Here is a 24585-nt window from a genome sequence, read left to right on the forward strand (position 1 = left end):
GTCAAGGTTCGCACCGTGCCGTAGCCTCCACTAGATCCGCTGGCCCACTTGGCTTAGTCAATGACACGCGGAACGACGTCCTGTCGGTTCGTGTTCCAAGTCTCTTCGTCTTCTTCGAGATAGTCAGGCCGATCCGCTGTAGGGCGTCGGCGGTCGCCAATCGACCCCACTCCTGCGGACGGTACCATCCTGGCTCCGGGCTCCTGCCCCTCCCTCACGAGCCCGGAGCCGCCAGGCGTGAACTCCCGCGTAGCAGAGCCCGAGGAGCGAACCTCCCCCACGACACCGCCTGGTTCGGATGCCAGACGACGCCCTGGTCCTGCAGCGGCACCGGGCCCTCCAAACCCGCTTGCGCCAGCGGCTTCCCCTATGGGGCCGCGGAAGACCGAACCGCGCGGTGCCGGTTCTTCTCCCCCGCCGATCACAGTCCCTCGGGGAATGCGGGGAGCAGACGTCGCCGAGCCGTTCCGGCTGGGAATTCCCCCAACGATTCCGTCACTCGGTTCTGTTGGCAGCTTGCTTGCTGCAGGCAGGCGACTATCGCTCAGACCACCAACATTGCCAAGCCCACGACCGAATCCGGATGCCGGCCTGGAAGCCACTGTTCCTACCGTGAACCCTGGATTACCGAACACCGGAGGAAGACGCATGCTGCTCGGTTGGTTGGTGGATGTGCCGTTGGCAGATACCGGCTCATGGTACGCGGGAGACTGCGTGACATGGGTGGGAGCCGCCGAATCCAGCGACGTGTGAGAATCGACGTTTGTCTCCGACGGCGCAGTTCGAACATCATGTGCCACGGCCTCTGGACCATGCGGGGCAGAACCGCTGGAGCTAGGAACTTCAGATACCGGCTCCACGTACGACGCAGCAGGCCGACCTTCGCTGGTACCGCTGCTTGCGTCAGACGAGCCATAGTGCCGGAAGCCGGCAGAGTTCTCACCCGGGTTGTAGGTGGACTCCGGCAACGGCTGGAAGTTCGGCATCTGCTCCCCCTGGATCACCTCCTTCGCCGTCACATACGTCGAGGCCACCTTGCTCACCTGGGTGATGGCCTCATTGTGGTCCGAGGAGTTCGGCTTGGCGTCGGGGGAAAGCGTCCGCACCACGCTCTGCGCGTGGCCGAGGGCGTACCCGGCGGCGCTCATGTGGTCACCCGCCACATAGGCGACGTGAGCCAGCTTCAGGCTCTGGTTCGCGAACTGGTTTCCCCAGTCCTGGAACGCGGTGGCGCCTGCTCCTTGCCACTGTCCGCCCGCCACCGCCACATAGTGCTTGAGTTGGTTCGCGATGTCGGTGATCTCACCGTGCGCGTCCAGCAGGGCGTGCCCCACACTGGTGATGTCGCTCGGGTTGCCACTCTCCACCAGTGCCCGCAGGTCCTTCACGGACATGCTCTCGAAGTTGTGGCTCTCCATCGCGTAGCACTCGAAGACGTCGCTTTGGCCCGCCTTCGCGTCGTCATACTGGCCCATGAGACTCCCCCGTCCTACGCAACGACCGACTTGCCGTGGCCGTCGGGCGGCTGGGCGGCCGGACCGCTCGGCTTCGGCGCCGTGTAGTACTGCGCCGTCCTCTTCTGGATCTCACGCAGTCGGTCCGCCTGCTCCTGATCGATGCCGTCGTAGCCGCGGTCGATGATCTGGACGGTGATACCCAACGCTTCGAGCTGGTCGCTGAACGTCTGCGACAGGGTGACCAACTGCTTGTGCACGTTGTCGTAGAGCGCGTGCAGATCGTCGGCCTCGGCGAACTTCCCGCCGAACGACGCGCGCGAGACCGCCTGGCCGCCGAGCTTGGTGTGCGAGGCCGCGGACTGCTCCAGTTTGGTCAGCAGGTCGTTGATGCGCTTCTGGATATCCAACAGCGCGTCGGGCTTGCGCCCGAATCCCGACGTGCCGTTGTCAGACACAGCCACGGTCCGCTCCCCCTTACAACACCTTTAACACTGCCTACCACTCTATCGAGTGCCACTGACAGCCCCAACCGCGTTGCCGCCAACTGCGCCGTCGGTCAAGGTGACTTGGCTCACCGCTCTGATCAGCCCCGCCCGATCCGGCGCGACGATCACCAGCGGCCAGGCCGATCTCCATGCTCCTGGTCCGGTCGAGCCAACCGAGCCGACACATCGTGTCCCGTCGCACGGCGTCCTTGACGCCTCGTCAGACTCACGGTACCCAGGAAGCGCATTTGGTCGGTTTATCGGAGTTCGGTCGCAGGTGTCGGTTGGGCCTTGGTCCTCGGCGGAGGGATCGTTCGTGAGACGACGCGGTGCTTGGGTTTCTGCGGTGGCCGTGCGGCGGTTGCCGTGTTTGTTGGGTGCGCTGCTCCTGATGGTGGGGGTGACCGCCGGGGCCACCTCGGCGGCGCCCAGGGACGCGGCCCCGCGGCCGTTGTCCCAGGTGGTGCCGGTGCCCGCGGCCGTGCACGAGGGTGGTGCGCCGTACTCGATCGGTGAGCGCACCGCCATCCGGGTGCCGGAGGGCTCACCGGAGGCGGTGCGCGTCGGGCGGTATCTGGCGGCGCTGCTGCGGCCGTCGACGGGGTATCCGCTGCCCGTACGGCCCCTGGCGGCGGGCGGGCGTGACGGGATCGTGCTGGCCCTCAGCGGTCACGCCGGGGGCCTGGGCGAGGAGGGGTACCGGCTGGACGTCACCAAGCACGGCGTGGCCATCACCGCCGAGCGGCCCGCGGGGCTGTTCCACGGGGTGCAGACACTGCGGCAGTTGCTGCCCGCCGCGGTGGAGGCGCGGACGCCGCAGCCGGGGCCGTGGACGGTCTCCGGCGGGACAGTCACCGATGCCCCGCGGTACTCCTACCGCGGGGCGATGCTCGACGTCTCGCGGCACTTCTTCACCGTCGCCGAGGTGGAGCGGTACATCGACCAGCTGTCGCTCTACAAGATCAACTATCTTCATCTGCACCTCTCGGACGACCAGGGGTGGCGGATCGCCATCCGGTCCTGGCCGCGGTTGGCCACCTATGGCGGGTCGACCGAGGTCGGGGGCGGCGCCGGCGGGTACTACACCGAGGCGCAGTACGAGCAGATCGTGCGCTATGCGGCGAGCCGCTACATGACGGTCGTTCCGGAGATCGACATGCCCGCGCACACCAACGCGGCGCTCGCCTCCTATGCGCCGCTCAACTGCGACGGGGTGGCTCCCCCGCTGTACACCGGGACGAACGTGGGTTTCAGCTCGCTGTGCGTACCGAAGGCGGTGACATACGGCTTCATCGCCGATGTGCTGCGGGAGTTGGCGGCGCTCACTCCCGGCCCGTATCTGCACATCGGCGGTGACGAGGCGCACTCCACCAGTGCCGCCGACTACGCGGCCTTCATGGACCGGGTGCAGCCGCTGGTAGCCGCGCACGGGAAGACCGTGCTGGCCTGGCACGAGATCACCAACGCCCATCCCATCGCGGGCGCGGTCGCGCAGTACTGGGGCACGGCCGGTACGGAGAAGGGCGTCGTGGCGGCGGCCAAGGCGGGGACGCGGCTGGTGATGTCGCCCGCCAACCACACGTACCTGGACATGAAGTACAACCGGTCCACCAAGTTGGGCCTCAGCTGGGCCGGTTACACCGAGGTCAAGGACGCGTACGGCTGGGACCCGGCGACGTTCCTGCAGGGTGCGCCCGCTTCGGCCGTACTCGGAGTCGAGGCGCCACTTTGGTCGGAAACCATCTCGACAAGCGACGACATAGGGTATATGGCGTTCCCTCGGCTGCCGGCCATCGCCGAACTGGGCTGGTCACCGGCCGCATCGCATGACTGGGACGCGTTCCGGGCGCGTCTGGCGGCGCAGGGGCCGCGTTGGGACGTCCTGGGGATCGACTACTACCGCTCTCCGCAAGTCCCCTGGCCCGCGGACGAGTAGCCGTTGTCGCCGTCCGCCGCCGTTCCGTGTCCGAGCGGCGGCGGGCGGCACATAGGGTATCGGCCATGTCTTGGCCCCAGAACCCACATGAGTCGCAGCAGCCCCAGCAGCAACCCCAGCAGCCGCCGCAGGGATTCGGCCCGGCGCCCGCCTGGACTCCCACCGGTGAGATGCCGAAAATACAGCCGCCAGGCTGGCCAGGGCCGCCCGCACCGGCCGCGCATCCCGCGCCGCAGCCGCAGGCCCAACCCCCGTACGCACAGCCCGCACAGCCGCCCCAGGGGCCGCCGCCCATGCCGCCCGCCGGGTTCCCGCAGCACGCCGCCGCGCCGCAGGGCCAGCCGCCCTTCACGCCGCCGGAGCCGGAACCGCAGCAGCCCGCGCGCAACCGCAGGACGCTGCTCACCGTCGCCGGCGCCGTGGTCGCGCTCGCGGTGATCGGCGGCGGCGTGGCGTTCGCGATGAGGGGCGGCGGCTCGAAGCCGCAGGGCTCGAAGCCGCCCGCCGCCGCGGCGACCCGGACCGCGCCGTCGCCCACCGAGCAGGGCCCCAACTCCACCGGGAACAGCCAGGCCGCCAAGCCGGTGATCGCGGGCTGGCAGACGCAGACCTGGCAGCGGCACGGCTTCACTTACGACGTGCCACCGGCGTCCGACCAGTGGAGCGTCGACAAGCCCGACCTGGAGAACGCGTACACCGACCAGAACGGCAAGCCCATGCTGGGCATGACCGGTGTCTCGTACTACCGCCAGGGCGGCTGTGCCTCGGCGGGCAGCCAGACCGGCCCGATCCAGGCGGGGAAGGGCCAACTCGCCACCATCGGCTCCCAGGGCAACCAGGGCGGCACGCTCCAGGACAGCGCCAAAATCGCCGCGAACAACTGGCTGTTCGGGGCCTACGGCGGGCTGGACGGCCACAAGCCGAAGGTGACGGTAGACCAGGTCACCCCGTGGAAGCACAACGGCATCGACGGCTACGTCGCCACCGCGACGGCAACCGGCATCTACCGGCCGAGCCCCTGCGTTCCGCCGACCGCCACCGCGCGCGCCATCGCGATGCGCCTCAAGGACGGCACGACGGGCATCTGGATCCTCTACGCGGACCAGGGCGTACCCAACGCCCTGACCTCGGCCGAGATCGACAAGATCATGAGCACCGTCCGTCCGGCCAACGCCAACTGAGCGCGTCGCCCCGCCACTTGGGCGGCAAGTCAGGTGGTCGTACGGCGGCGCCGGGCGTCCCGTACGACCACCGCGCCGCCCACGATCACCGCCACCAGGACGGCCGCGGCGCCCAGGGCGTAGGTCGCGGTGCGCTCCGCGCGGTGCTGCGGGGTCTCTCCCAGGGTCAGCGCGGCGGGCTGCACCTTGGCGCCGCCCTTCGTCAGGGCCTTGTCCGCGACGGGTTCGTCGATCGGCTTGGCGTCGTCGGTGAGGGCGCGTACCGGATCGACCACGCCCCAGCCGATGAAGTTGTTGTGCCCGGGGTCCACGCGTTCGGCGGTCTGCTCGATCTGGGCGACGACCTGCTGTTCATGCCAGTCGTGGTGCTTGGCGCGGATGAGCGCGGCGACGGCCGCCACATAGGGCGCCGCGAAGCTCGTTCCGTTGTCGACGCACTGGCCGCCGATCGGCACCGTGGACACCATGTCGACGCCGGGCGCCGCGACCCCCACGAACGGGCCGGACTGGGAGAAGTCGGCGCGCTCGTTGTTGCGGTCGGACGCGCCGACCGCCAGCACCCCGGGGAACGCGGCCGGATAGGTGGTGTTCTGCTGCCCGCCCGTGCCGTTGTTGCCCGCGGCGGCGACCACGACCACGTCCTGGCCCAGTGCGTACTGCACGGCCTGGGCCAGCTGCGCGTCGGGGCCGCCGGTGGTGTCCTGCGAGATGTTGATGACCTTGGCGCCCGCCGCCACCGACTTGCGGATGGCCTGGGCGAGCGTCCCCGCGTTGCCGTTGCCCTGGTCGTCGTTCTGGCGCACCGGGATGACCGTCGCCTGGGGGGCCAGGCCGACGAATCCGGTACCGGCGGCCGGGCGCGCCGCGATGATGCCCGCCACCTTGGTGCCGTGGCCCACGGTGTCGTTGGTGCCGTCACCCTTGTTGTCGATCAGGTCGAAGCCGTCACGCCTGTCGACGGCGTCCTTGAGTTGCGGGTTGCGGGCGTCGACACCGGTGTCGATGACGGCGACGCTGACGCCCTTGCCCTGGCTGTTCTGCCACAGTTGGTCGAGCATCACCCGCTGTAGCGACCAGGGTTCGCTCTTGATGGGCTGCGCCGGGTAGGTGCACTCGCCCGCGTCGTCAAGGCGGAGGTGGGCCGGTACCGGCTGGTGCACCGGTACCAGTCCGGGGGCGAGCGCGAGCGCGCAGGCCGCGCCTGAGGCGGTCACGTACCGTACGAGGCGGGTGAGTTGGAGTACGCGCATCACGAACCCTGGGGCTGGGCGGCGTCGTTGGCGTCCAGCGTTGGGCCCGCGGGCAGGAAGGACGACCACGCCTGCGGAACCGGAACCGGCTGCACCTGTCCGTAACCGAGCCGCACCTGGGCCTGGTTGGCCTGTTGCTGGCTCTGGTCCGCGCTCTGGGAGCCCGGGGAGGCGGAGGGATCGGTTCCGATGTTCGACTTGTGGGAGTCGCTGTCGTTGTTCGACTGCACGGCGTAGCGCAGGCCGGTGTCGGTGACCAGGAAGACGCTGCCGGTGTCCGTGGAACCGCCGACCGTCTGCCGGTAGAGAAGGCCGGAACCCGGCGTCACGTAGGCGCTGGTTCCGCCGTCCACGACGGTGGCCGGGAAGTGCGCGCCCGTCCACACGCTCACCTGGGGCCTGTTGCTGCCGTCCACCGTGCCTCGGTAGACGCTGCACGAGGCGCCGGAGACTCCGTCGTTCGCCTGTTGCGGCGGCTCCTGCGGCCATCCGCTGTCGTCCGGGAAGGCCGCGTCATCGGGGGTGAAGTCCTGGGCGGCGACCTGCTGCGGCGCCGGCACACCCGGGTACATCGACGTGACGCCCGGCATGTTGAGCAGCAGCTTCGCCACCAGGTCGGAGACGCGCTGGACCTTGCCGGCCAGCACCACGTACTTCTGGGAGCCGGTGCCGCTGGGAGCGACCAGCACCATGCCGACCCGGTTCAGCTGCGGGCTCAGGCCCGGCACGTTGGCCGCCCCACCGAGGCCCGCCAGCTGCGGGAACTCGACCGGCTTGCCCTGGTTGAAGGTGGCCAGCCAGTCCTCGGTGACCAACTGGGGCGTCCGGTCGCCGCCGAACAGGATCCTCACCAGCAGCTTCTGGGCGTCCTGTCCGGCCCTGCTGGAGTTGCGCCAGTCGGGGTTGCCGATGACGTACTTGGTGCCGTTCGGGTCGATCAGGTACTCGGTGCCGCCGGGCCCCTGGGCGAACAGCCCCTGGTCGCCGCTCAACCGCCCGGCGCCGTCGACCTTGGCCGCGTCCCGGCTGGCGAGCACGAAGGCGGCCTTCTGGACGTCTCCCGGCCCCTGGCCCGGCCGCTCGCACACCGCCCACAGCTTGGCGGTTCCGGCATCGGCGCTGCTGGGCAGCCGGTCGGGGGCGTACGGGATGCCGAGGGTCGGGCCGTGCGGCATCTTGCCGTTGTCGAGTACCGACTCCGGGATCTTGAGCACCCCGAACTTCTGCGGATCCAGCAGGAGTTTGGCGGACGCCAGGTTGAGCACCGGGTGCAGTTCCGGTTTGCCGTCGGTGTTCAGCACCACGTAGCGGGTGGTGGACTCACTGCCGACCAGGACCTTGGCACCGGGCGTGTCCCAGCCCAGCGGGGCACCCGGTTTGATCATTCCCCAGGCGCCGAAGCCCGCGAGCAGCAGGGCGCCGACGACCAGGCTCGGCGCGAAGGCGCGCAGGGGTCGCGGTGCACCTTCCTCGGAGCCCGACGCGGACGGCTGGAGGAACGCCGCCAAGGTCCGCTTCCTGGCAAAGGTGTAGGCGTTGAGCTCGTCCCGCCGTGAGGCCATCGGCTGTTTCTTCTCCCCCGGTGATCAGTTCACGATCTGGTCGGTGTGCGCTCTCGCGCCCGCTGCCCGCCGCGGTCGCGGTGCGCGCCGACGGAACTCGTCGGCGGTGCACCCCGGTTATCCACAGGCTGGGGCGGGCGCCCGCGCTTGTCGGACTGGGCCTCTACTATGCCGGGTGACGATCGACAACGGTCGTGCGGGTGGGGCAGGCAGCACGTCAACCACCCGGAGGGAAACCGGCATTCACCGCAAGAGTGGAACAAGGGGGCGACGGGGATGGCCAGCGCGACCACGACGCGTGCGGAAGGGCAGCCGCCCTCCGGCACGCGCTCGCGCGGTGCGGCACGCGCGGCCGGTGCGCCGCTCCCCGACGGAGGGCCGCGGAGCGGCGCGGGACCGCAGTCGGGTGCGGTGCTGAGGCCGCATCCGCAGTCGGGCCGCATCGGCCCGTTCGGGGTGCGGCAGTTGGTACTGATAGAGGTGGCCGCCGCGCTGCTGCTGGCGGCCTGGGTCACCGATCCGCTGCTGCTCGCGCCCGCGGGCGTGGTCGCCGCGGCGCTGGTGGTGCTCGCCGTGGTGCGCAGACACCGGCGGCCCGCGCCGGAGTGGCTGGCCGCCGCCCTGGCGCTGCGGGCCCGCAGACGACGGGCCGGTGAGCCGGTGCCGTCCGGCACCGACCCGGCGTTCGCGCCTGCCGTGGAGTGCGACCCGAGCCTGCGTACCTGCACCTACACCGCCCGGGAGCGGCGCGCGGTGGGCATGGTCGGAGACGGCACGTTCCTGACCGCGGTGCTCCAGGTGCAGGCCGCCGACATACCGCTGCGCCCGCTGCGCACCGCCCGCCCCCTGCCGCTGGAGCTGCTCCACGAGGCGCTGGAGGTGGACGGGATACGGCTGGAGTCGGTGCAGGTGGTGCAGCACACCCAGCCCGCCCCGGCGCCGCACCTGCCGGAGCAGGCCGTCGCGGCGCGCAGTTACGCGCCGCTGCAGGCGCAGTCCGGTGCTCCAGCGGTCCGGCTGACCTGGGTCGCGCTCAAGCTCGACCCGCAGCTGTGCCCCGAGGCGGTACGGGCCCGTGGCGGCGGCACAGCCGGAGCGCAGCGCGCCCTGCTGCGCGCCGCCGACCAGTTGGCGAGCAGGCTGGCCGGTGCGGGCTTCGAGGCCACGCTGCTGGACGAGCCCGCGCTGATCAGCGCCGTGGGCACGTCGAGTTGCGTCAACCCGCTGGCCAACGCGCAGGCGGGCCGCTCGGATTCGCCGCCCCGCCGCACCGCGGAGACGGCTCGCGCCTGGCGCTGCGACGACCGCTGGCACACCACGTACTGGATAGGCCGCTGGCCGCAGTTGGGACCGGGTGGCACGTCGGCGCCGAACCTGGTGGCGCTGCTCACCTCGATGCCCGCGCTGGTCTCCACGTTCAGCCTCACCGTGAGCCGGGGAACCGCGGGCGCGGCCGCGGTGGCCGGGCATGTCCGGGTGACCGGCCGCAGTGACGCCGAACTGACCGCCGCGCGGCGGCAGTTGGAGCGTGCGGCGCGCGGGGTGAAGGTTGATCTGGTGCGGCTGGACCGTGAGCAGTTGCCCGGTGTGCTGGCGACGCTGCCGTTGGGAGGTGCCCGCTGATGTCCTCTTCGGGGATGACCGAGGTCGGTACGCCGTCGGGCGTGGAGCGTGAAACGCGCGGCGGGCGGGCCAGGTTGGGGTTCGGCCTGCTGGGGCCGCGCCGCTCCCGGCATGTGCTGCCCGCTGGGCAGTTGGCGGCGGTGGGCGTGCCGGTCGGCGACGACGGCGTGGTCATCGGCGTGGACGCGCAGAACCGGCCCGCGGTTCTCGGCCTCAACCGGCCCACACCGTTGGAGGTCGTGCTGGTCGGCGGCCTGTGGATGGCCCAAGTGGTCGCGCTGCGCGCGGCGGCCACGGGGGCGCGGATCGCGGTGGAGACCGGACGGCCCCAGGTGTGGGCGCCGTTGGCGCAGGCGGCCGGTGGCGGCCAGCAGTGTGTGACGGTGCACGAGGTGGGGCGGGTGCCACCGCAGGGCCCGTCGGTGGGCTCCCCGGTGCTGGTGGTGCGCGACGCGGGGATCCGGCCGCCGCGCGGAAGGGTGGCGGCGGCGCCGTGGCAGTCGGTGCTGACGCTGCTGCCGTATCTGGGGCCGACGGCGCCTCGGTTCCTGGAGAGCGCCACGCTCGTCGGGGTGCAGCGGGTCTCGCCGGACGAGGCCGAGGTGATCGGGCGGACCATGGCACTGCCCGCGGCGGACGTCGGTGCGCTGTCCGGGCTGGGCGACAACTTCGCGCTGTGGTGCACCCGTACCCACCGCCAGTTCGTGATGACCCAGCCCACGGATGCCGAGACCGGGCTGCTGGGTACGGCGCGCCGGGTGGACTGACACCGGCTGGCAGGGGTCGGGGGGGCGGTGCGGCGACCGGTGGCCGATGCGTCGCGGACGGCGGGGGCGGGCCTGACGCGGAGGGGCACCTGATGATTAGGCTGTCCTCCAGAGCGGCAGGAGCACACGAGGGCAGGTATCCCGAATCAGCCTCCGCGGCCCCCTGAGACCGAGGGGACCGCAGCAACGGGCCGGATGGGCTGCCGCGGTACGGGGAGGAACCATCGATGGCGCGAGCCTGCGCTACGACGCCCACCCCACCCGTGCCGCAGGCCCCGGCGTACGACATGCCGTTCGCGAGCATGACAGCAATCCAGGAGGCACAGTGAGCACCGACCGGGACGAGAACCGCGGCGACGGGCGGTCGACCGACGCCGACCACACCGGCGAGTTCACCATCGACTACACGCCGCCCGCCTGGTACATGACAAGCAGCGAGGAGAGTGGTTCGCCCGCGCCCGCCACGGCCCCGAAGCCTCCGGCGCCCCAACCACCCTTGCCCGCCCCCGACATGGCCACGCCGCCTCCGGTCAGCGCCGCGCCGCAGTCCGCACCGGGGCCGACCACGGGCGGGCCCGGCTGGTCGACGCCCGCGAGTGCCCCGGCCGTCGGCGACGCCGAGCCCTCCTTCCCGGGCCTGGCCAAGACGCATGGGGACCCGGCGGCCAGCGCCGCGCACGGCACCCCCGACGGCCCGGCCAGCGGCGCACCCGTCGCACCCAACGCCCAGCAGGCGGACGCCGAGCCGGAGCCGGACAGCAAGGACGAGCCGCTACAGGGCGCCATCCGCAGCGAGTCCACCATGCGCTTCTCGGCCGTCCCCGCCCAGGCCGCCAAGCCCGCGGAGGACACCGCGCCCACAGCGGCGGACACCGACGACTCCCCGCGGAACGTGGGCCCGAACGCCGAAGCCGCCCCCGCTCAGCCCGAGGGCGAGCCCGCGGACGCGAGCCCCGCCGCCGAGGAACCACGCGACGCCGCGCCCCAGCCCCCGGCGCCGCAGACCTCAACTTCCGGCCCGGCGGCGCCCGTTGCGGCCACTGGCGAGTCGGCCGCGCCCACCGGCGCCCGGCCGTGGTCGCCGCCCGCGCCGCACCAGCCCGTGCACCAGCCGCCCGCGCCGCAGCAGCCGATGGGCAACTCGCCGTGGCCGCAGCAGGTGCCGCCTCCGCAGACGCCGCCGCAGCACGCCGTGCCACCGCTGCCGCCGCAGTTCCAGGCACCCCAGCAGCCCGGTCCGCAGCAACCCGGACCCCAGCAACCCGGACCGCCGCAGTCCGGATACGGGTTCCCGCACCCGCCCGTACCGAACGCGCCGAACCCGGCGAGTGGCGCGCCGCTGCCGCCCCCGCCGTACGGCCCGGCGACCGGCCAGGGCGCACCGCTGCCGCCGCCCGCGCCCTACGGCCCGCCGACGAGCCAGGGCGCACCGCTGCCGCCGCAGCAGCCCGGTCCCGGCTTCCCGCAGCCGCCGGCGCCCAACGCGCCCAACTCGCCGACACCGCAGTCCGCTTACAGCTTTCCGCAGACCGGTGCACCGATGCCGCCGCCCGCCAACCCCGAGCAGCAGCAGGCGGCCCAGCCCGCCGACCCGCGTACCGCTGGCTGGCCCGCGGTCACGCCGGACCAGCGGCAGCGCACCGTCGGCGGGGCGCCGCTGGGTTACACCGCGGCGGTGGAGCTGTCGTCAGACCGGCTGCTGCGCCATCAGCCCAAGGCCAAGAAGCCCGGCGGCAACATCCCGGGCCGCTCGCCGTTCCGGCTGGGCGGCCGGGCGGCTGAAGCCGAGCGGCAGCGGAAGTTGGAGCTGATCCGTACGCCGGTGCTGTCCTGCTACCGGATCGCGGTGATCAGCCTCAAGGGCGGGGTGGGCAAGACCACGACCACCACCGCGCTCGGCTCCACCCTCGCCTCGGAGCGCCAGGACAAGATCCTGGCCATCGACGCCAACCCGGACGCGGGAACGCTCGGCCGCCGGGTGCGCCGGGAGACCGGTGCGACCATCCGCGACCTGGTGCAGCACATTCCGCATCTGCACAGCTACATGGACATCCGCCGGTTCACCTCACAGGCGCCCTCCGGACTGGAGATCATCGCCAATGACGTGGACCCGGCCGTGTCGACCACGTTCAACGACGAGGACTACCGCCGGGCGATCGACGTCCTGGGCAGGCAGTACCCGATCATCCTCACGGACTCGGGCACCGGTCTGCTCTACAGCGCGATGCGCGGGGTGCTCGACCTCGCCGAGCAGTTGATCATCGTCTCCACCCCGTCGGTGGACGGCGCGAGCAGCGCGAGCACCACGCTCGACTGGCTCTCCGCGCACGGCTACGCCGACCTGGTGCAGCGCAGCATCACGGTGATCTCCGGGGTCCGCGAGACCGGAAAGATGATCAAGGTCGAGGACATCGTGGCGCACTTCGAGACCCGCTGCCGTGGCGTGGTCGTCGTCCCGTTCGACGAGCACCTGGCGGCGGGCGCCGAGGTGGACCTGGACATGATGCGTCCGAAGACCCGCGAGGCGTACTTCAACCTCGCCGCGATGGTCGCGGAGGACTTCACCCGGGCCCAGCAGGCGCAGGGCCTGTGGACCCAGGGCGAGGGTGGCGGCATGCCGCCGCAGATGGCCCCGCCGATCCCGGGCCAGCCGCAGCAGGGCTACTACCCGGCGCCGAACAGCTACGCTCCGTACGGCGAGGCGCAGCCGCCGCAGCAGCCGTACGGTCAGCCGGGCGCGCCGCAGGGCTGGCCGCAGCAGCCGCCGTCCCAGACCCAGGCTCAGTCCGCGCCAAGCCCCGCCGGCGCGCCGCAGCCCGGTCCGGGCCAGCCGCCCGCTGCGGGTGGCGAGACCCCGCCGCCCGGCTGGCCGCAGCAGCAGGGGTACGGTTACCCGCCGCCACAGCAGTGAGCACATGGGGAAGGGCCGGACGAGACCGTCCGGCCCTTCCCTGTACGGCAGTTGGAAGGCCTACGCCTCCACGAGTTCGCGGGCCCGCTTCACATCGATCGCCATCCGCTCCAGCAGCGCGTCGATCGAGTCGAACTTCTCCTGGCCGCGCAGGAAGGCGAAGAAGTCGACGGCCACGTGCAGCCCGTACAGATCGAGGCCCACCCGGTCGATGGCGTAGGCCTCCACGGTGCGCTGGGTGCCGTCGAAGGTCGGGTTGGTGCCGACCGAGATGGCGGCGGGCATCGACTCGCCGTCCACCACGAGCCATCCCGCGTAGACGCCGTCGGCGGGGATCGCCGAGTGCGGCAGGGTCTCCACGTTGGCCGTGGGGTAGCCGAGTTCCCGGCCGCGCTGGGCGCCGCGTACCACCACGCCCTCGACGCGGTGCGGGCGGCCGAGGATCTCCATGGCACCGGTGACGTCGCCCTGCGCGACCAGTCGGCGCACCAGTGTGGAGGAGAACGGCTCGCCGCCGCCCGCCGTGCCGCGCATGTAGAGATCGACGACCTCGACCTGGTAGTCGTGCTTCAGGCCGAGCGCCGAGAGGTACTCCACGTCACCGGCCGCCCGGTGACCGAAGCGGAAGTTCGGGCCCTCCACCACGAGCTTGGCGCCCAGTGTCTCGACCAGCACGGTGCGGACGAAGTCGCCCGGCGAGAGCTGGGAGAACTCGGTGGTGAACGGAAGGATCAGCAGCGCGTCGACGCCCAGCTGCTCCATCAGCTCGGCGCGGCGGTGGTGTGCGGCCAGCAGCGGGGGGTGGCTGCCGGGGCGGACCACCTCGCTGGGGTGCGGGTCGAAGGTGACCACGACCGAGGGGACACCCAGCTCGCGGGCGCGCTCCACGGCGCGGCCGATGATCAGCTGGTGCCCGCGGTGGACGCCGTCGTACGAGCCGATGGTGACGACGCTGCGCCCCCACCCCTGGGGAACGTCCTCCAAGCCCCGCCAGCGCTCCACAGTGACCGCTCCTCGCCCGCAACAGAAATCCAGTGTGCCGGTCCAAGAGTGCCATGTCGCCGCGCTGGCTGTGGGTTCGGGTTCCTGTACTGCGGGTTTCCCGCCCTGGCGGCGGGGCGGGGGCTCCCCCGGGGCTCGGCGCTCTTTCTTCGCCACCGCGCCCTCCGGGTGGGCAGGGGTACGCGGAGGTCGGCCGGAGAAGCCGGGCCGGGCGTGCGGCCACGCGACAGGCGGCGAGGACATGCGCGGTTGTCCGCAGACGCCGGGCCGTGGGTGGGCACGCGCCCGGTGTGTGGGGCGATGGACGGGTGGTGGGTTATGCCGTGCCGCGGCGGACCGCTTCCAGGACCGCGGCATCGTGTTCGCCTTCGAGGAGGACCTGGAGGAGTTCCCGGCGCAGGGGGCGGGAGACGGCGGAGCCGGTGGCGGTCAGTACGGGGGCGAGTGCTCTGCGTACCTCGGCGCGCGGGTCGCGTAGCAGGCCCACCGCCAGGGGGAACAGCACCGCGCGGGCGCCGGGGCCCTGCTCCAGGCGCAGGTCGAGGTAGTCGGCCACGTAGCGGGCGCCCTCCGGGCAGTGTTCCGCGTAGCCGCGTACGAGCGCCGCGGCGCGGCGGGCCAGCGCCGGGGTGGTGACCCGGGCCAGCTCCGCCAGTACCTCGGCGGCGCGCGGGCCCGACTCGCGCAGCCGGGCCTGGAAGGCGGCCAGTACCGGCTCGGGATGCGTGGCCAGCGCGGTACCCAGCACGCTCGCCGGAATGTACGGGTCCGCCGCCGCGAAGCGCGCCAGCGCCCGCTCCAGATGGCGGTTGCGGGTCACCGGATCCCGTACCAGCAGGGCGAGCGCCGCGCCGTGCAGCGAGCAGGCGTCGCTGCGGCCGAGCAGGGCGAGGGCCGCGTAGCGCAGCAGTTGGCGGTCCGCCTCGGAGGTCACATGGGCCGCGGCGCGCAACCCGTAGGCCGCGGCGGCCACATGGCGTTCCGGACGGTCGTCGTGCGCCCAGCGGTCCACCGCACGGCACAGCGCTGAGGGCTCGTCCTCGGCGAGCGCCGCGAGGAGTTCGTCGGCGCGCGGATGGGCGGCCGCCACCAGCGCCTCGGTCAGCGAGTCGACCGCGCGGTGCCGGTGGGTGTGCAGCAACGCCTGGGCGGCGGACGCCACCGTGGTGGTGCGGCCCGGCCCGGGGGCGGCGGGCAGCGGCCGGTCGTCGTCGAACCAGCCGCAGATCAACGGCAGCGCGACGTCCGTGTCAGCGCACAGCAGTTCACCGGCCGCGGTCAGGAACCGGTCCTCGCCCGCGCCGCAACCCTTCGCCGGAGGCGGCCCGTCGGCGGGCAGCAGCAGCCGGAGCAGATCCAGCCGGTCCGCGGTCTCCAGCGGCAGCCGCAGCCAGAACCATGGGCCGAAGTCGGCCATTCCCGCCGGTAGTTGGGCTGCGCCGAACCCACCGCGTTGCAGTGAGCGCACGGTGATCCGCTCCGCCAGCCGCCGCAGCACATCGCGGAACGGCCCGGCGTCGGGAACGCGCAGCAGCACCTCGCCGAGCAGATGTGCCGCCCACCACGCGGCGTCCGCGCGCCGCTCGTCGGAGGCGTCGGTGCCGCCGCCCCCCGCGCGGTCCGGTGGCTCGCCGTCGGACACCAGCCGGGTGGGCTCCGCCGCGCCCGCGTCCAGCGCGCCGGCCAAGTCGTCGAGCCGGTGGGCAAGTTCGGCGGTTCCGTCCCGCCGTCCGGCGAGCAGCAGGGCCTGTACGACCTGGCCGATGCGGTGCCGTGGCACCGGCAGCGCGTGCGGCGGATGCGTGGGGGCGACGGAGGGCGCCGGAGGGGGCGGCGGCACCCGGTCGTCGAGGGTGCTGGTGCGCACTGTCGTCGCCGGGCGGGACGGCAGCCGTACCGGGGCCTCCTCCTGCCCTGGGGGCGCCGTCTGCCAGCGGTGGACCAGGGCGTGCAGCGCGGCGTCCAGATCGAGGTGCCCGGCCTGCAGCCAGTCCCCGAACTCCTCGTGCGCGAACCGGTATCCGGCGCCCGCGGGCACCAACAGCCCCTCGGTGAGCACCGCGGACGCCCAGCCGCTGCGCCACGGGAAGATCTCCTCGAAGGCCTCCCGGTCCAACTCGCCCTGCCCCGGCCCCAGGCACTGCCGCGCCGCCTCGTGCACCTGCCCGGCGACCCGGGCGGCCAGCCGCCGCAGCGCGGTGCCGGTGAGCTGCTCGGAACCGGCCACCGCGAGCCGTACCGCGATCCGCAGGCACACCAGGTCGAGGTAGGCGGAGAAGATCGCGTGCCGGTCCGGCGCCCCGGCCACGTCCGGGGTGGCCGCGCGGACCTCGGCCAGCAGCCGCAGCGCCAGCGGATGCGCGGCGTCCGCCGGGTCGATCGCGTCGTCCGGGATCCCGTACCGCTCACGGGCCCGCTCGGCCTGCTCCGGCGTGAGGTCACCGAGCCGTACGCAGGCTGGCAGCGCCCGTGCCGGGCCGCCCGGTACGGGCGCGGCGGCCTCTGGCCGGAACAGCAGTTCCGCGGGGAACAGCGACCCGGCCCGCTCCCAGTACTCCGGGCGGCAGGCCACCACCAGCCGTACTCCGGCGGCGCGCAGCCAACTCGTGGTACCCGCCGTCCAGTCGGGCAGCGCGTGCGCCAGTACCGGGGGCATCTCCTCGGGCGCGTCCAGCAGCACCAGCAGCGGGCGGCCCGCGGCCCGGGCCAGATGCGCCACCGCGTCCGGTGTGACGCCCTCCGCCTGCCCGGCCTCGCCCACCCCGCCCGAGGCGTCGATGATCCGCCCAGCGGCCCTCAGTGACCGTTCCACCGCCTCCTTCAACCCGCCGTCGCCGGGCCTCAGTTCGGCGCCGCGCAGCCATACCGTGGGGGCCGGGCGGGCGCCCCGGGCGCGGCGGGCGGCGAGCGTGCCCAGTTCCGTGGTGCGGCCGCAGCCGGGGTCGCCGACCAGGCCGAGCACCAGGGGGCCGCGCTCGTCCGTGGTGTCCAGGAAGTTCCGCAACTCGGCCTCGACGGCGGGTCGGTGCTCCGGTTCCCGCCAGTCGCGCGGTCGTCCTGCGCCCGCCGAACCGACCGAGGTGGCGGTGAGCTGCAGCGCACCGGCCAGGTTCAGATGGGCGCCGTAGGCGGGCACGGTGGCGGCGTTGCGGGCGAGCGGTTCGGCCAGTGGGCCCTCGGCGCGCAGCGGGATGGCGAAGCCGGTCGCGGCGTGCGCGGCGTGCACGGCGGTGGCCACCACGCCGAGCACCGCGCCGGTCCTGGTGTCCACCAGCGGGCTGCCGGAGACCAGGTGCCCGCCGCGCAGCGCCTCCGGGGTGCCGGTGACCAACTCGTAGACCCGGCCCAGCAGATGGAAGCGGTCGGTGGCGGTGTACGTGGCGGGCACCGTGCCGACCACGGCCGCGTGCACCCAGCCCTCGGCGTGCAGCCGCACCCAGCCGTCCGGATCGGCGGGGCCGCTCTCGGCGACCGGCAGCGGCGGTACGACCAGGCCCTCGGTGGCCACCAGCGCGAGGCCCTGCTCGGGCAGCGGGGTGATCGCCTCGGCCTCGACCAGGCAGGTCTGCTCGCCGGGTGCGTGCAGCACCAGTCGGCGCAGCCCGTCCACCGCCTCATGACTGGTCAGCAGCGTGCCGCCGGTGTCGATGAGAAACCCGGTGCCGCGTGGCCGACCGGCCAGATCGCACAGCCGCACCAGCGACTCGTCCGGATCGGCCTTCCCGTGCCCCGCGGTAGGGGGGACCCCAAGCGCCATCCACGAACCTCCCACCGAGCACTTCACCGTCGACGGTAGGCGGGTGGTGATCGACAGGACAGGGCGTGCGGCGAAAGCGCCCCCGGACACCACGGGATTCACTCCGAGCGCCTGCCCGTTGGGGTGAATCCGCAGCTCGGAGCGGATAAGAGAAGATCGGAGGGGAATCGTCGAGTGCGGGCCCGGGCTGCCAACCGCCCCGGCCCGCGCTCACGGTGGCGCTAGGAGACGAAGCCCGCGAGGATCTTGGTCTCCCCGCGCCGCTCCTCGACCAGCGCGATGAAGCGGTCCTCCGGCCCGAAGACCGCGATCGGTCCGGCGCCGAGTCCGGGGGCCTTCTGCCGTACGCCGTTGATCAGACGTCGGGCCTGTTCGGCGCTGACGTCCCAGCGCGGGAAGGCCTCGGACGCGGCCTGCCCGATCGGCAGCACCGCGAAGGACTCCGCCAACTCCTCCAGGGTCCGCGCCTGTTCGATGTCGTACGGGCCGACGCGGGTGCGGCGCAGCGCGGTCAGATGCCCGCCGGTGCCCAGGTCGGCGCCGAGGTCGCGGGCGAGGGCGCGGATGTAGGTGCCGGAGGAGCAGCCCACGGTCACGTCCACGTCCAGCAGCGCGGTGCCGTCGTCGGCGACCGCCTCACGTACGGCATGCACTTCGAACGACGAGACGGTGACCGGCCGGGCGGCCAGTTCCACGTCCTCGCCGTCGAGCACCCTGCGGTACGAGCGCTTGCCGTCCACCTTGATCGCGCTGACCTTGGACGGCACCTGGAGGATGTCCCCGGTGAGCCTGGCGACCGCGGCGTCCAGCGCCTCCCGGGTCACCCCGGCCGCCGAGGCGGTGGCGGTGACCTCGCCCTCGGCGTCGTCGGTCACCGTCGACTGACCGAGCCGGACGGTGGCCTGGTACGTCTTGGTGGTCAGCGCCAGGTGCCCGAGCAGCCGGGTTGCCTTCTCCACACCGATCACCAGCACCCCGGTGGCCATCGGGTCGAGGGTGCCCCCATGGCCGACCCGGCGGGTTCCGGCGAGCTTCCTGATCCGGGAGACCACGGTGTGCGAGGTCAGCCCGGCGGGCTTGTCGACGATGACGACCCCGTCCGGACCCATGGGCCTTGTGCGTGCCTGGCTCACGCTTCGTCCGACTCCTCGTCGTCCTGCGCGGCGGGCTTGCGGTACGGGTCCGCGTCGCCCGCGAAGCCCTTGCCCGCGGCGGTCTCGCGGACCTGGGCGTCGGCTGCGCGCGCCTTGGCGAGCAGGTCGTCGATGGTCCGGGCGGTGTCCGGGACCGCGTCGAGGACGAAGGTGAGAGTGGGGGTGAACCGTACGCCGGTCTGGCGGCCGACCTCGGAGCGCAGTACTCCCTTGGCGCTCTCCAGCGCCGCGGCGGAGGCGGCGCGCTCCTCCTCGTCGCCGAAGACCGTGTAGAAGACGGTCGCCTCCCGCAGGTCACCGGTGACCCGGGTGTCCGTGATCGTCACATAGCCCAGCCGCGGATCCTTGATCCGCCGTTGCAGGGTCTCGGCGACCACGACCCGGATGCGGTCCGCCAGCTTGCGCGCCCGCGCGGTGTCGGTCATGCGTAATCTTCTCTCTTCTTCGGTCTTCGTTCGGTTCAGTCGTCTTCGCCGTGGATCCGCTCCCGGGAGGACAGCAGGTCCACCTCGGGCCGGGCGGCCATCCAGCGCTCGCAGCGGCCCAGCACGTCCTTGATGTGCCCGAGGTCCCCGGACACCACCGCGATGCCGAGCTCGGCCCTGCGGTAGAGGTCCTGGGCGCCGACCTCGGCGGCGCTGACGCCGTACCGGCGTTGCAGCTCGGCCACGATGGGCCGGACGATGGAGCGCTTCTCCTTCAGCGACCGCACGTCGCCGAGGAGCAGGTCGAAGGACAACGTCCCTACATACATGGGCAGCGGGTCAAGCCGACCCGTGAGGCCTCGTGTGAACAGTAACCACAACAGTACCGGGAACGGCCGGGGCCGATCGACGGGATATTTTCCGCCGACCGGCCCCGGCCTGCCAGCCCTCGCCCGGCCACCGCGGCGGTGGACCGGGCTACGCGCGGGCTGGTTTCACCGCGTGGATCAACCGCGCGGCTTCTCACGCATCTCGTAGGTGGCGATGACGTCGTCGACCTTGATGTCGTTGTAGTTGCCGAGGTTGATACCGCCCTCGTAACCCTCGCGGATCTCGGTGACGTCGTCCTTGAAGCGGCGCAGGCCCTCGATGGTGAGGTTCTCCGCGATGACCTTGCCGTCGCGGATGAGTCGGGCCTTGGTGTTGCGCCGGACCTCGCCGGAGCGGATGAGCACACCGGCGATGTTGCCGAGCTTGGACGAGCGGAAGACCTCGCGGATCTCCGCGGTGCCGAGCTCGACCTCCTCGTACTCCGGCTTGAGCATGCCCTTCAGCGCCGCCTCGATCTCCTCGATCACCTGGTAGATGACCGAGTAGTACCGGACGTCGACGCCCTCGCGCTCGGCCAGCGACGTGGCGCGGCCCTCGGCCCGCACGTTGAAGCCGATGATGATGGCGTCCGAGCCCGCGGCCAGCGAGACGTCGGTCTCGGTGACCGCACCCACACCGCGGTGCAGGATGCGCAGGTCGACGTCGTCGCCGACGTCCAGCTGCAGCAGCGAGGACTCCAGGGCTTCCACCGAACCGGAGGCGTCGCCCTTGATGATGAGGTTGAGCTGCTGCACCTCGCCGGCCTTGAGCACCTTGTCCAGGTCCTCCAGGCTGACCCGGCGACGGGTCTTGGCGAACATCGCGTTCCGCTCACGGGCGGCACGCTTCTCGGCGATCTGCCGGGCGGTGCGGTCCTCCTCGACGACGAGGAAGTTGTCACCGGCACCCGGCACGTTGGTCAGACCGAGCACCAGGACCGGGGCCGAAGGACCGGCCTCCTCCACGTTGTTGCCGGTGTCGTCAAGCATCGCGCGGACGCGGCCGTAGGCGTCGCCGACCACCATGGTGTCGCCGACCCGCAGCGTGCCGCGCTGGACCAGCACGGTGGCCACGGCGCCGCGACCGCGGTCGAGGTGCGCCTCGATCGCGATGCCCTGCGCGTCCTGGTCGGGGTTGGCCCGCAGGTCGAGCGCGGCGTCCGCGGTGAGGACGACGGCCTCCAGCAGGTCGTCGATGTGCAGCCCCTGCTTGGCGGAGATGTCGACGAACATGGTGTCGCCGCCGTATTCCTCGGCCACCAGGCCGTACTCGGTCAGCTGACCGCGCACCTTGGTCGGGTCCGCGCCCTCGACGTCGATCTTGTTGACCGCGACGACGATCGGCACGTCGGCCGCCTTGGCGTGGTTGAGCGCCTCGACGGTCTGCGGCATCACGCCGTCGTTCGCCGCGACCACCAGGATCGCGATGTCGGTGGACTTCGCACCGCGGGCACGCATGGCGGTGAACGCCTCGTGACCCGGGGTGTCGATGAAGGTGATCTTCCGGTCCTCGCCGTTGACCTGGGTCGCGACCTGGTAGGCACCGATGTGCTGGGTGATGCCACCGGCCTCGCCCGCGACCACGTTGGTCTTGCGGATCGCGTCCAGCAGTCGGGTCTTACCGTGGTCGACGTGACCCATGACGGTCACCACCGGCGGACGCGCGACCAGCGCTTCCTCGCCGCCCTCGTCCTCGCCGAACTCGATGTCGAAGGACTCGAGCAGCTCGCGGTCCTCCTCCTCCGGGCTGACGATCTCGATGACGTAGTTCATCTCGTCGGCGAGCAGCTGAAGCGTCTCGTCGGAGACGGACTGGGTCGCGGTGACCATCTCGCCGAGGTTCAGCATCACCTGGACGAGCGACGCCGGGTTGGCGTTGATCTTCTCCGCGAAGTCGGTGAGCGACGCACCGCGCGACAGCCGGACCGTCTGGCCGTTGCCGCGAGGCAGCATCACACCGCCCACGGACGGGGCCTGCATGGCCTCGTACTCCTGGCGCTTCGCCCGCTTCGACTTACGGCCGCGCGCCGGGCGACCGCCCGGGCCACGCCCGAAGGCACCCTGCGTACCGCCACGGCCACCCGGACCACCGGGACGACCGCCGAAGCCGGGGCGGCCGGCGAAGCCGCCGCCACCGCCACCCGGGCCGCCACCACCGGGGCGACCGGCGAAGCCGCCGCCACCGGGACGACCGCCACCGCCCGGACCGGCCGGACGACCGGCGAAGCCGGGACGGGCGCCGCCGCCACCGCCGGGACGACCGCCGCCACCGGGGCCACGACCGCCACCGCCCGGACCCGGACGCGGGCCCGCGGCGGGACGCTGCGGCATCATGCCCGGGTTCGGACGCGGGCCACCGGGACCGGCCTGGCCGCCGGGACGCGGCATACCGCCCGGAGTGGGCCGCGGGCCGCCCTGAGCGCCACCGGGACGCGGCGCGCCCTGCGGACGCGGGCCACCGGGCGCACCGGGACCGCCGGGACGCGGGCCACCGGGACGCGGAGCGCCGGGGGCCTGCGGACGCGGCATGCCGGTGCTACCGGACGAGGTGAAGGGGTTGTTGCCGGGACGCGGACCGGCCGGACGGGCGCCGCCCTGGGCGGGACGCGGCGCGCGCTCGCCACCGGAGCGCGGACCGCGCTCGCCACGACCGCCGTCCCGCGAACCGGGACGCTGGCTGGGGCGCGGACCAGGCGTGGGGCCAGGACGCTGCGCCGGGCGCTCGGGAGCGGCCGGAGACGGCGCGGCGGCGGCCGGAGAGGAGAACTCCGCCGCGGGCGCGGGCTGCGCCGGGGCGGGCTTGGGGCCAGGACGCGGGCCGGGGCGCGGGCCGGGCTGCGCCGGGGCGGCCGCGGGCGGCGTCGCGGCGGCCGGCTTCGGCGCGGGCGCGCCGGACGGCTTGGGGGCGGCGGGACGAGCCGCGCCTGCGCTGGGCGCGGCCGGCTTGGCGGGCGCCTGCTTGCGCGGCGCCGAGGGCTTGGCAGCGGTGGAACCGGCGGCGCCGTTCCCCTGCTGGAAAGCGTCAGTCAGTTTGCGAACAACCGGCGCCTCGATCGTCGAGGACGCCGAACGGACGAATTCGCCGAGTTCTTGGAGCTTGGCCATGACGACCTTGCTCTCAACTCCCATCTCCTTGGCGAGTTCGTATACCCGGACCTTAGCCACTTCGCTCCTTCTAGGTCCGGGGTGGTCGTCCGCCGGACCGTCGCTACTTCATGGGCGTACTCATCGCGTACTCATCGAGTGCTCATCGCAATCTCGACCTACTTCCGACTCGTACCTGACCGCACGGTTACCCGTACCGTTCTCTGTTCCGTGCCGCCTTGTGCTAGGCGGCGTTCCGTACCGCGTGTTCCATGGACCGTTGCAACTCCGCCGTACCGAGCGGCCCCCGGCTCCGAAAGGCCCGGGGGAACGCCCGGCGGCGGACCGCCAGGTCGTAACACGCCATGTCGGGGTGCAGATACGCACCCCGGCCGGGCAGCGTACCGCGTGGATCAAGGACACACTCATCCTCGATCACCGCGATGCGCAGCAGTTCGTTCTTGGCCGCCCGCTTCCGGCAACCCATGCAGGTTCGCTCAGGGCATGCTCGGGCACGCGTCCGGCCAGACACTGCTTAAGTCTACCTCCCCGCGCCAACCTCACCCCTTCGGGTCGGTTTGCGCTCGGCTGTTCGTTACGGAGTGCTCACTGCCCGCTTACCGCGGCACTTCGGCGTTCTGCGGCTCGGACTCGGTGTCCGGCCGGATGTCGATCCGCCAGCCGGTGAGCCGGGCGGCGAGCCGGGCGTTCTGGCCCTCCTTGCCGATCGCCAGCGACAACTGGTAGTCGGGCACGGTCACCCGCGCGGAGCGACCGGACAGGTCCACCACCTCGACCTTGCTCACCCGGGCGGGTGACAGCGCGTTCGCCACCATCTGCGCCGGGTCGTCCGACCAGTCGACGATGTCGATCTTCTCGCCGTTCAGCTCGGCCATCACCGCGCGCACCCGGCTGCCCATCGGGCCGATGCAGGCGCCCTTGGCGTTCAGCCCCTGGCGGGTGGAGCGCACCGCGATCTTCGTGCGGTGGCCCGCCTCGCGGGCGATCGCCTCGATCTCCACCGAGCCGTCGGCGATCTCCGGGACCTCCAGCGCGAACAGCTTCTTCACCAGGTTCGGGTGGGTACGCGACAGCGTCACGGACGGTCCGCGCACCCCCTTCACCACCCGGACGACGTACGCGCGCATCCGCGTACCGTGCTTGTACTCCTCGCCGGGGACCTGCTCCTGCGGCGGCAGGATGGCCTCCAGCCTGCCGATGTCGACGAGGATGTTGCGCGGGTCGTTCCCCTGCTGCACCACACCCGCGACGATGTCGCCCTCGCGCCCGGCGTACTCGCCGAAGGTGATCTCCTCCTCGGCGTCCCGCAGCCGCTGGAGGATGACCTGCTTGGCGGTGGTGGCCGCGATTCGGCCGAAACCCGACGGTGTGTCGTCGAACTCGCGCGGAGCCTCGCCCTCCGGGACCTCGGAGGCGTCCTCCTTCGCCCAGACGGTCACATGGCCGGTCTTGCGGTCCAGCTCCACCCGTGCGTCGCGGTGGCTGCCCGGCTCGCGGTGGTAGGCGATGAGGAGGGCCGACTCGATGGCCTCGACCAGCAGGTCGAACGAGATCTCCTTCTCCCGTACCAGACCCCGCAGGGCACTCATGTCGATGTCCACG

Annotated in this window: 17 protein-coding genes; 5 read left to right on the plus strand and 12 right to left on the minus strand. The window is 72.4% G+C overall.

Annotated elements, in window-relative coordinates; all coding sequences use genetic code 11:
• Positions 1-53: 53 nt before the first annotated feature.
• Positions 54-1475 (minus strand): WXG100 family type VII secretion target, encoded by a 1422-nt coding sequence (locus O5O46_RS33640; RefSeq protein ID WP_269859469.1) that lies wholly within the window; start codon positions 1473-1475, stop codon positions 54-56.
• A 14-nt stretch (positions 1476-1489) separates the two neighbouring features.
• A complete protein-coding gene (locus tag O5O46_RS33645) occupies positions 1490-1918 on the minus strand; it encodes a DUF2563 family protein (RefSeq protein WP_269859470.1) in 429 nt (142 codons plus the stop codon).
• A 415-nt stretch (positions 1919-2333) separates the two neighbouring features.
• Between O5O46_RS33645 and O5O46_RS33650 the strand changes: the two genes are divergently transcribed.
• Positions 2334-3878 carry a beta-N-acetylhexosaminidase gene (locus tag O5O46_RS33650; protein WP_269859471.1) on the plus strand — a complete coding sequence of 515 codons (1545 nt, stop codon included), beginning with the start codon at positions 2334-2336 and terminating at the stop codon, positions 3876-3878.
• A 65-nt stretch (positions 3879-3943) separates the two neighbouring features.
• Positions 3944-5059, plus strand: coding sequence for a hypothetical protein (locus tag O5O46_RS33655; protein ID WP_269859472.1), 1116 nt, complete (start codon positions 3944-3946; stop codon positions 5057-5059).
• Between the two features lie 29 nt (positions 5060-5088).
• On the opposite strand, the gene mycP is transcribed toward O5O46_RS33655, so the two are convergent.
• Both mycP and eccB read right to left on the minus strand, forming a co-directional pair.
• Positions 5089-6309: a type VII secretion-associated serine protease mycosin gene (mycP, locus tag O5O46_RS33660; protein ID WP_269859473.1), complete on the minus strand. Its 1221-nt coding sequence runs from the start codon at positions 6307-6309 to the stop codon at positions 5089-5091.
• Positions 6309-7871: a type VII secretion protein EccB gene (gene eccB / locus O5O46_RS33665; protein WP_269859474.1), complete on the minus strand. Its 1563-nt coding sequence runs from the start codon at positions 7869-7871 to the stop codon at positions 6309-6311. The genes mycP and eccB overlap by 1 nt, the downstream gene beginning before the upstream one ends.
• Positions 7872-8147: 276 nt before the next feature.
• Between eccB and eccE the strand changes: the two genes are divergently transcribed.
• The 3 genes from eccE (at position 8148) to O5O46_RS33680 (ending at position 13172) form a co-directional block, all read left to right on the plus strand.
• A complete protein-coding gene (gene eccE / locus O5O46_RS33670; protein WP_269859475.1) occupies positions 8148-9494 on the plus strand; it encodes a type VII secretion protein EccE in 1347 nt (448 codons plus the stop codon).
• Between the two features lie 14 nt (positions 9495-9508).
• Positions 9509-10261, plus strand: a complete 753-nt coding sequence (locus tag O5O46_RS33675) for a hypothetical protein (RefSeq protein WP_269859492.1) — start codon at positions 9509-9511, stop codon at positions 10259-10261.
• A gap of 325 nt (positions 10262-10586) precedes the next feature.
• Positions 10587-13172, plus strand: a complete 2586-nt coding sequence (locus O5O46_RS33680) for an SCO5717 family growth-regulating ATPase (protein WP_269859476.1) — start codon at positions 10587-10589, stop codon at positions 13170-13172.
• 60 nt (positions 13173-13232) lie between these two features.
• On the opposite strand, the gene O5O46_RS33685 is transcribed toward O5O46_RS33680, so the two are convergent.
• The 8 genes from O5O46_RS33685 to nusA form a co-directional block, all read right to left on the minus strand.
• The gene (locus tag O5O46_RS33685; RefSeq protein ID WP_269859477.1) at positions 13233-14174 is read right to left on the minus strand and encodes a bifunctional riboflavin kinase/FAD synthetase; all 942 of its coding nucleotides are present in this window, start codon (positions 14172-14174) and stop codon (positions 13233-13235) included.
• 316 nt (positions 14175-14490) lie between these two features.
• Positions 14491-17931 carry a S1 family peptidase gene (locus O5O46_RS33690; protein WP_269859478.1) on the minus strand — a complete coding sequence of 1147 codons (3441 nt, stop codon included), beginning with the start codon at positions 17929-17931 and terminating at the stop codon, positions 14491-14493.
• Between the two features lie 221 nt (positions 17932-18152).
• Positions 18153-19040 (minus strand): tRNA pseudouridine(55) synthase TruB, encoded by an 888-nt coding sequence (truB, locus tag O5O46_RS33695; RefSeq protein ID WP_269859493.1) that lies wholly within the window; start codon positions 19038-19040, stop codon positions 18153-18155.
• Positions 19041-19060: 20 nt separating this feature from the next.
• Positions 19061-19510, minus strand: coding sequence for a 30S ribosome-binding factor RbfA (gene rbfA, locus O5O46_RS33700; RefSeq protein WP_269859479.1), 450 nt, complete (start codon positions 19508-19510; stop codon positions 19061-19063).
• 35 nt (positions 19511-19545) lie between these two features.
• A complete protein-coding gene (locus O5O46_RS33705) occupies positions 19546-19839 on the minus strand; it encodes a DUF503 domain-containing protein (protein WP_269859480.1) in 294 nt (97 codons plus the stop codon).
• Between the two features lie 177 nt (positions 19840-20016).
• Positions 20017-23043, minus strand: coding sequence for a translation initiation factor IF-2 (gene infB, locus O5O46_RS33710; RefSeq protein ID WP_269859481.1), 3027 nt, complete (start codon positions 23041-23043; stop codon positions 20017-20019).
• A gap of 163 nt (positions 23044-23206) precedes the next feature.
• On the minus strand, positions 23207-23494 hold the full coding sequence (locus O5O46_RS33715; protein WP_269859482.1) for a YlxR family protein: 288 nt from the start codon (positions 23492-23494) through the stop codon (positions 23207-23209).
• 85 nt (positions 23495-23579) lie between these two features.
• Positions 23580-24584: a transcription termination factor NusA gene (gene nusA / locus O5O46_RS33720; protein WP_269859483.1), complete on the minus strand. Its 1005-nt coding sequence runs from the start codon at positions 24582-24584 to the stop codon at positions 23580-23582.
• Between the last annotated feature and the right edge of the window lies 1 nt (position 24585).

It is taken from the genome of Streptomyces sp. RPT161, assembly GCF_027533845.1.
GTDB classification, from domain to species: domain Bacteria; phylum Actinomycetota; class Actinomycetes; order Streptomycetales; family Streptomycetaceae; genus Streptantibioticus_A; species Streptantibioticus_A silvisoli_A.

Excerpts from the sequence above, each read along its gene's own strand:
- eccB (WP_269859474.1), bottom strand. The coding sequence starts at position 7,871 with ATGGCCTCACGGCGGGACGAGCTCAACGCCTACACCTTTGCCAGGAAG.
- O5O46_RS33675 (WP_269859492.1), top strand. The coding sequence starts at position 9,509 with ATGACCGAGGTCGGTACGCCGTCGGGCGTGGAGCGTGAAACGCGCGGC.
- O5O46_RS33705 (WP_269859480.1), bottom strand. The coding sequence starts at position 19,839 with ATGTATGTAGGGACGTTGTCCTTCGACCTGCTCCTCGGCGACGTGCGG.
- O5O46_RS33690 (WP_269859478.1), bottom strand. The coding sequence starts at position 17,931 with ATGGCGCTTGGGGTCCCCCCTACCGCGGGGCACGGGAAGGCCGATCCG.
- eccE (WP_269859475.1), top strand. The coding sequence starts at position 8,148 with ATGGCCAGCGCGACCACGACGCGTGCGGAAGGGCAGCCGCCCTCCGGC.
- O5O46_RS33655 (WP_269859472.1), top strand. The coding sequence starts at position 3,944 with ATGTCTTGGCCCCAGAACCCACATGAGTCGCAGCAGCCCCAGCAGCAA.
- mycP (WP_269859473.1), bottom strand. The coding sequence starts at position 6,309 with ATGCGCGTACTCCAACTCACCCGCCTCGTACGGTACGTGACCGCCTCA.
- O5O46_RS33650 (WP_269859471.1), top strand. The coding sequence starts at position 2,334 with ATGGTGGGGGTGACCGCCGGGGCCACCTCGGCGGCGCCCAGGGACGCG.
- rbfA (WP_269859479.1), bottom strand. The coding sequence starts at position 19,510 with ATGACCGACACCGCGCGGGCGCGCAAGCTGGCGGACCGCATCCGGGTC.
- O5O46_RS33640 (WP_269859469.1), bottom strand. The coding sequence starts at position 1,475 with ATGGGCCAGTATGACGACGCGAAGGCGGGCCAAAGCGACGTCTTCGAG.
- truB (WP_269859493.1), bottom strand. The coding sequence starts at position 19,040 with ATGGGTCCGGACGGGGTCGTCATCGTCGACAAGCCCGCCGGGCTGACC.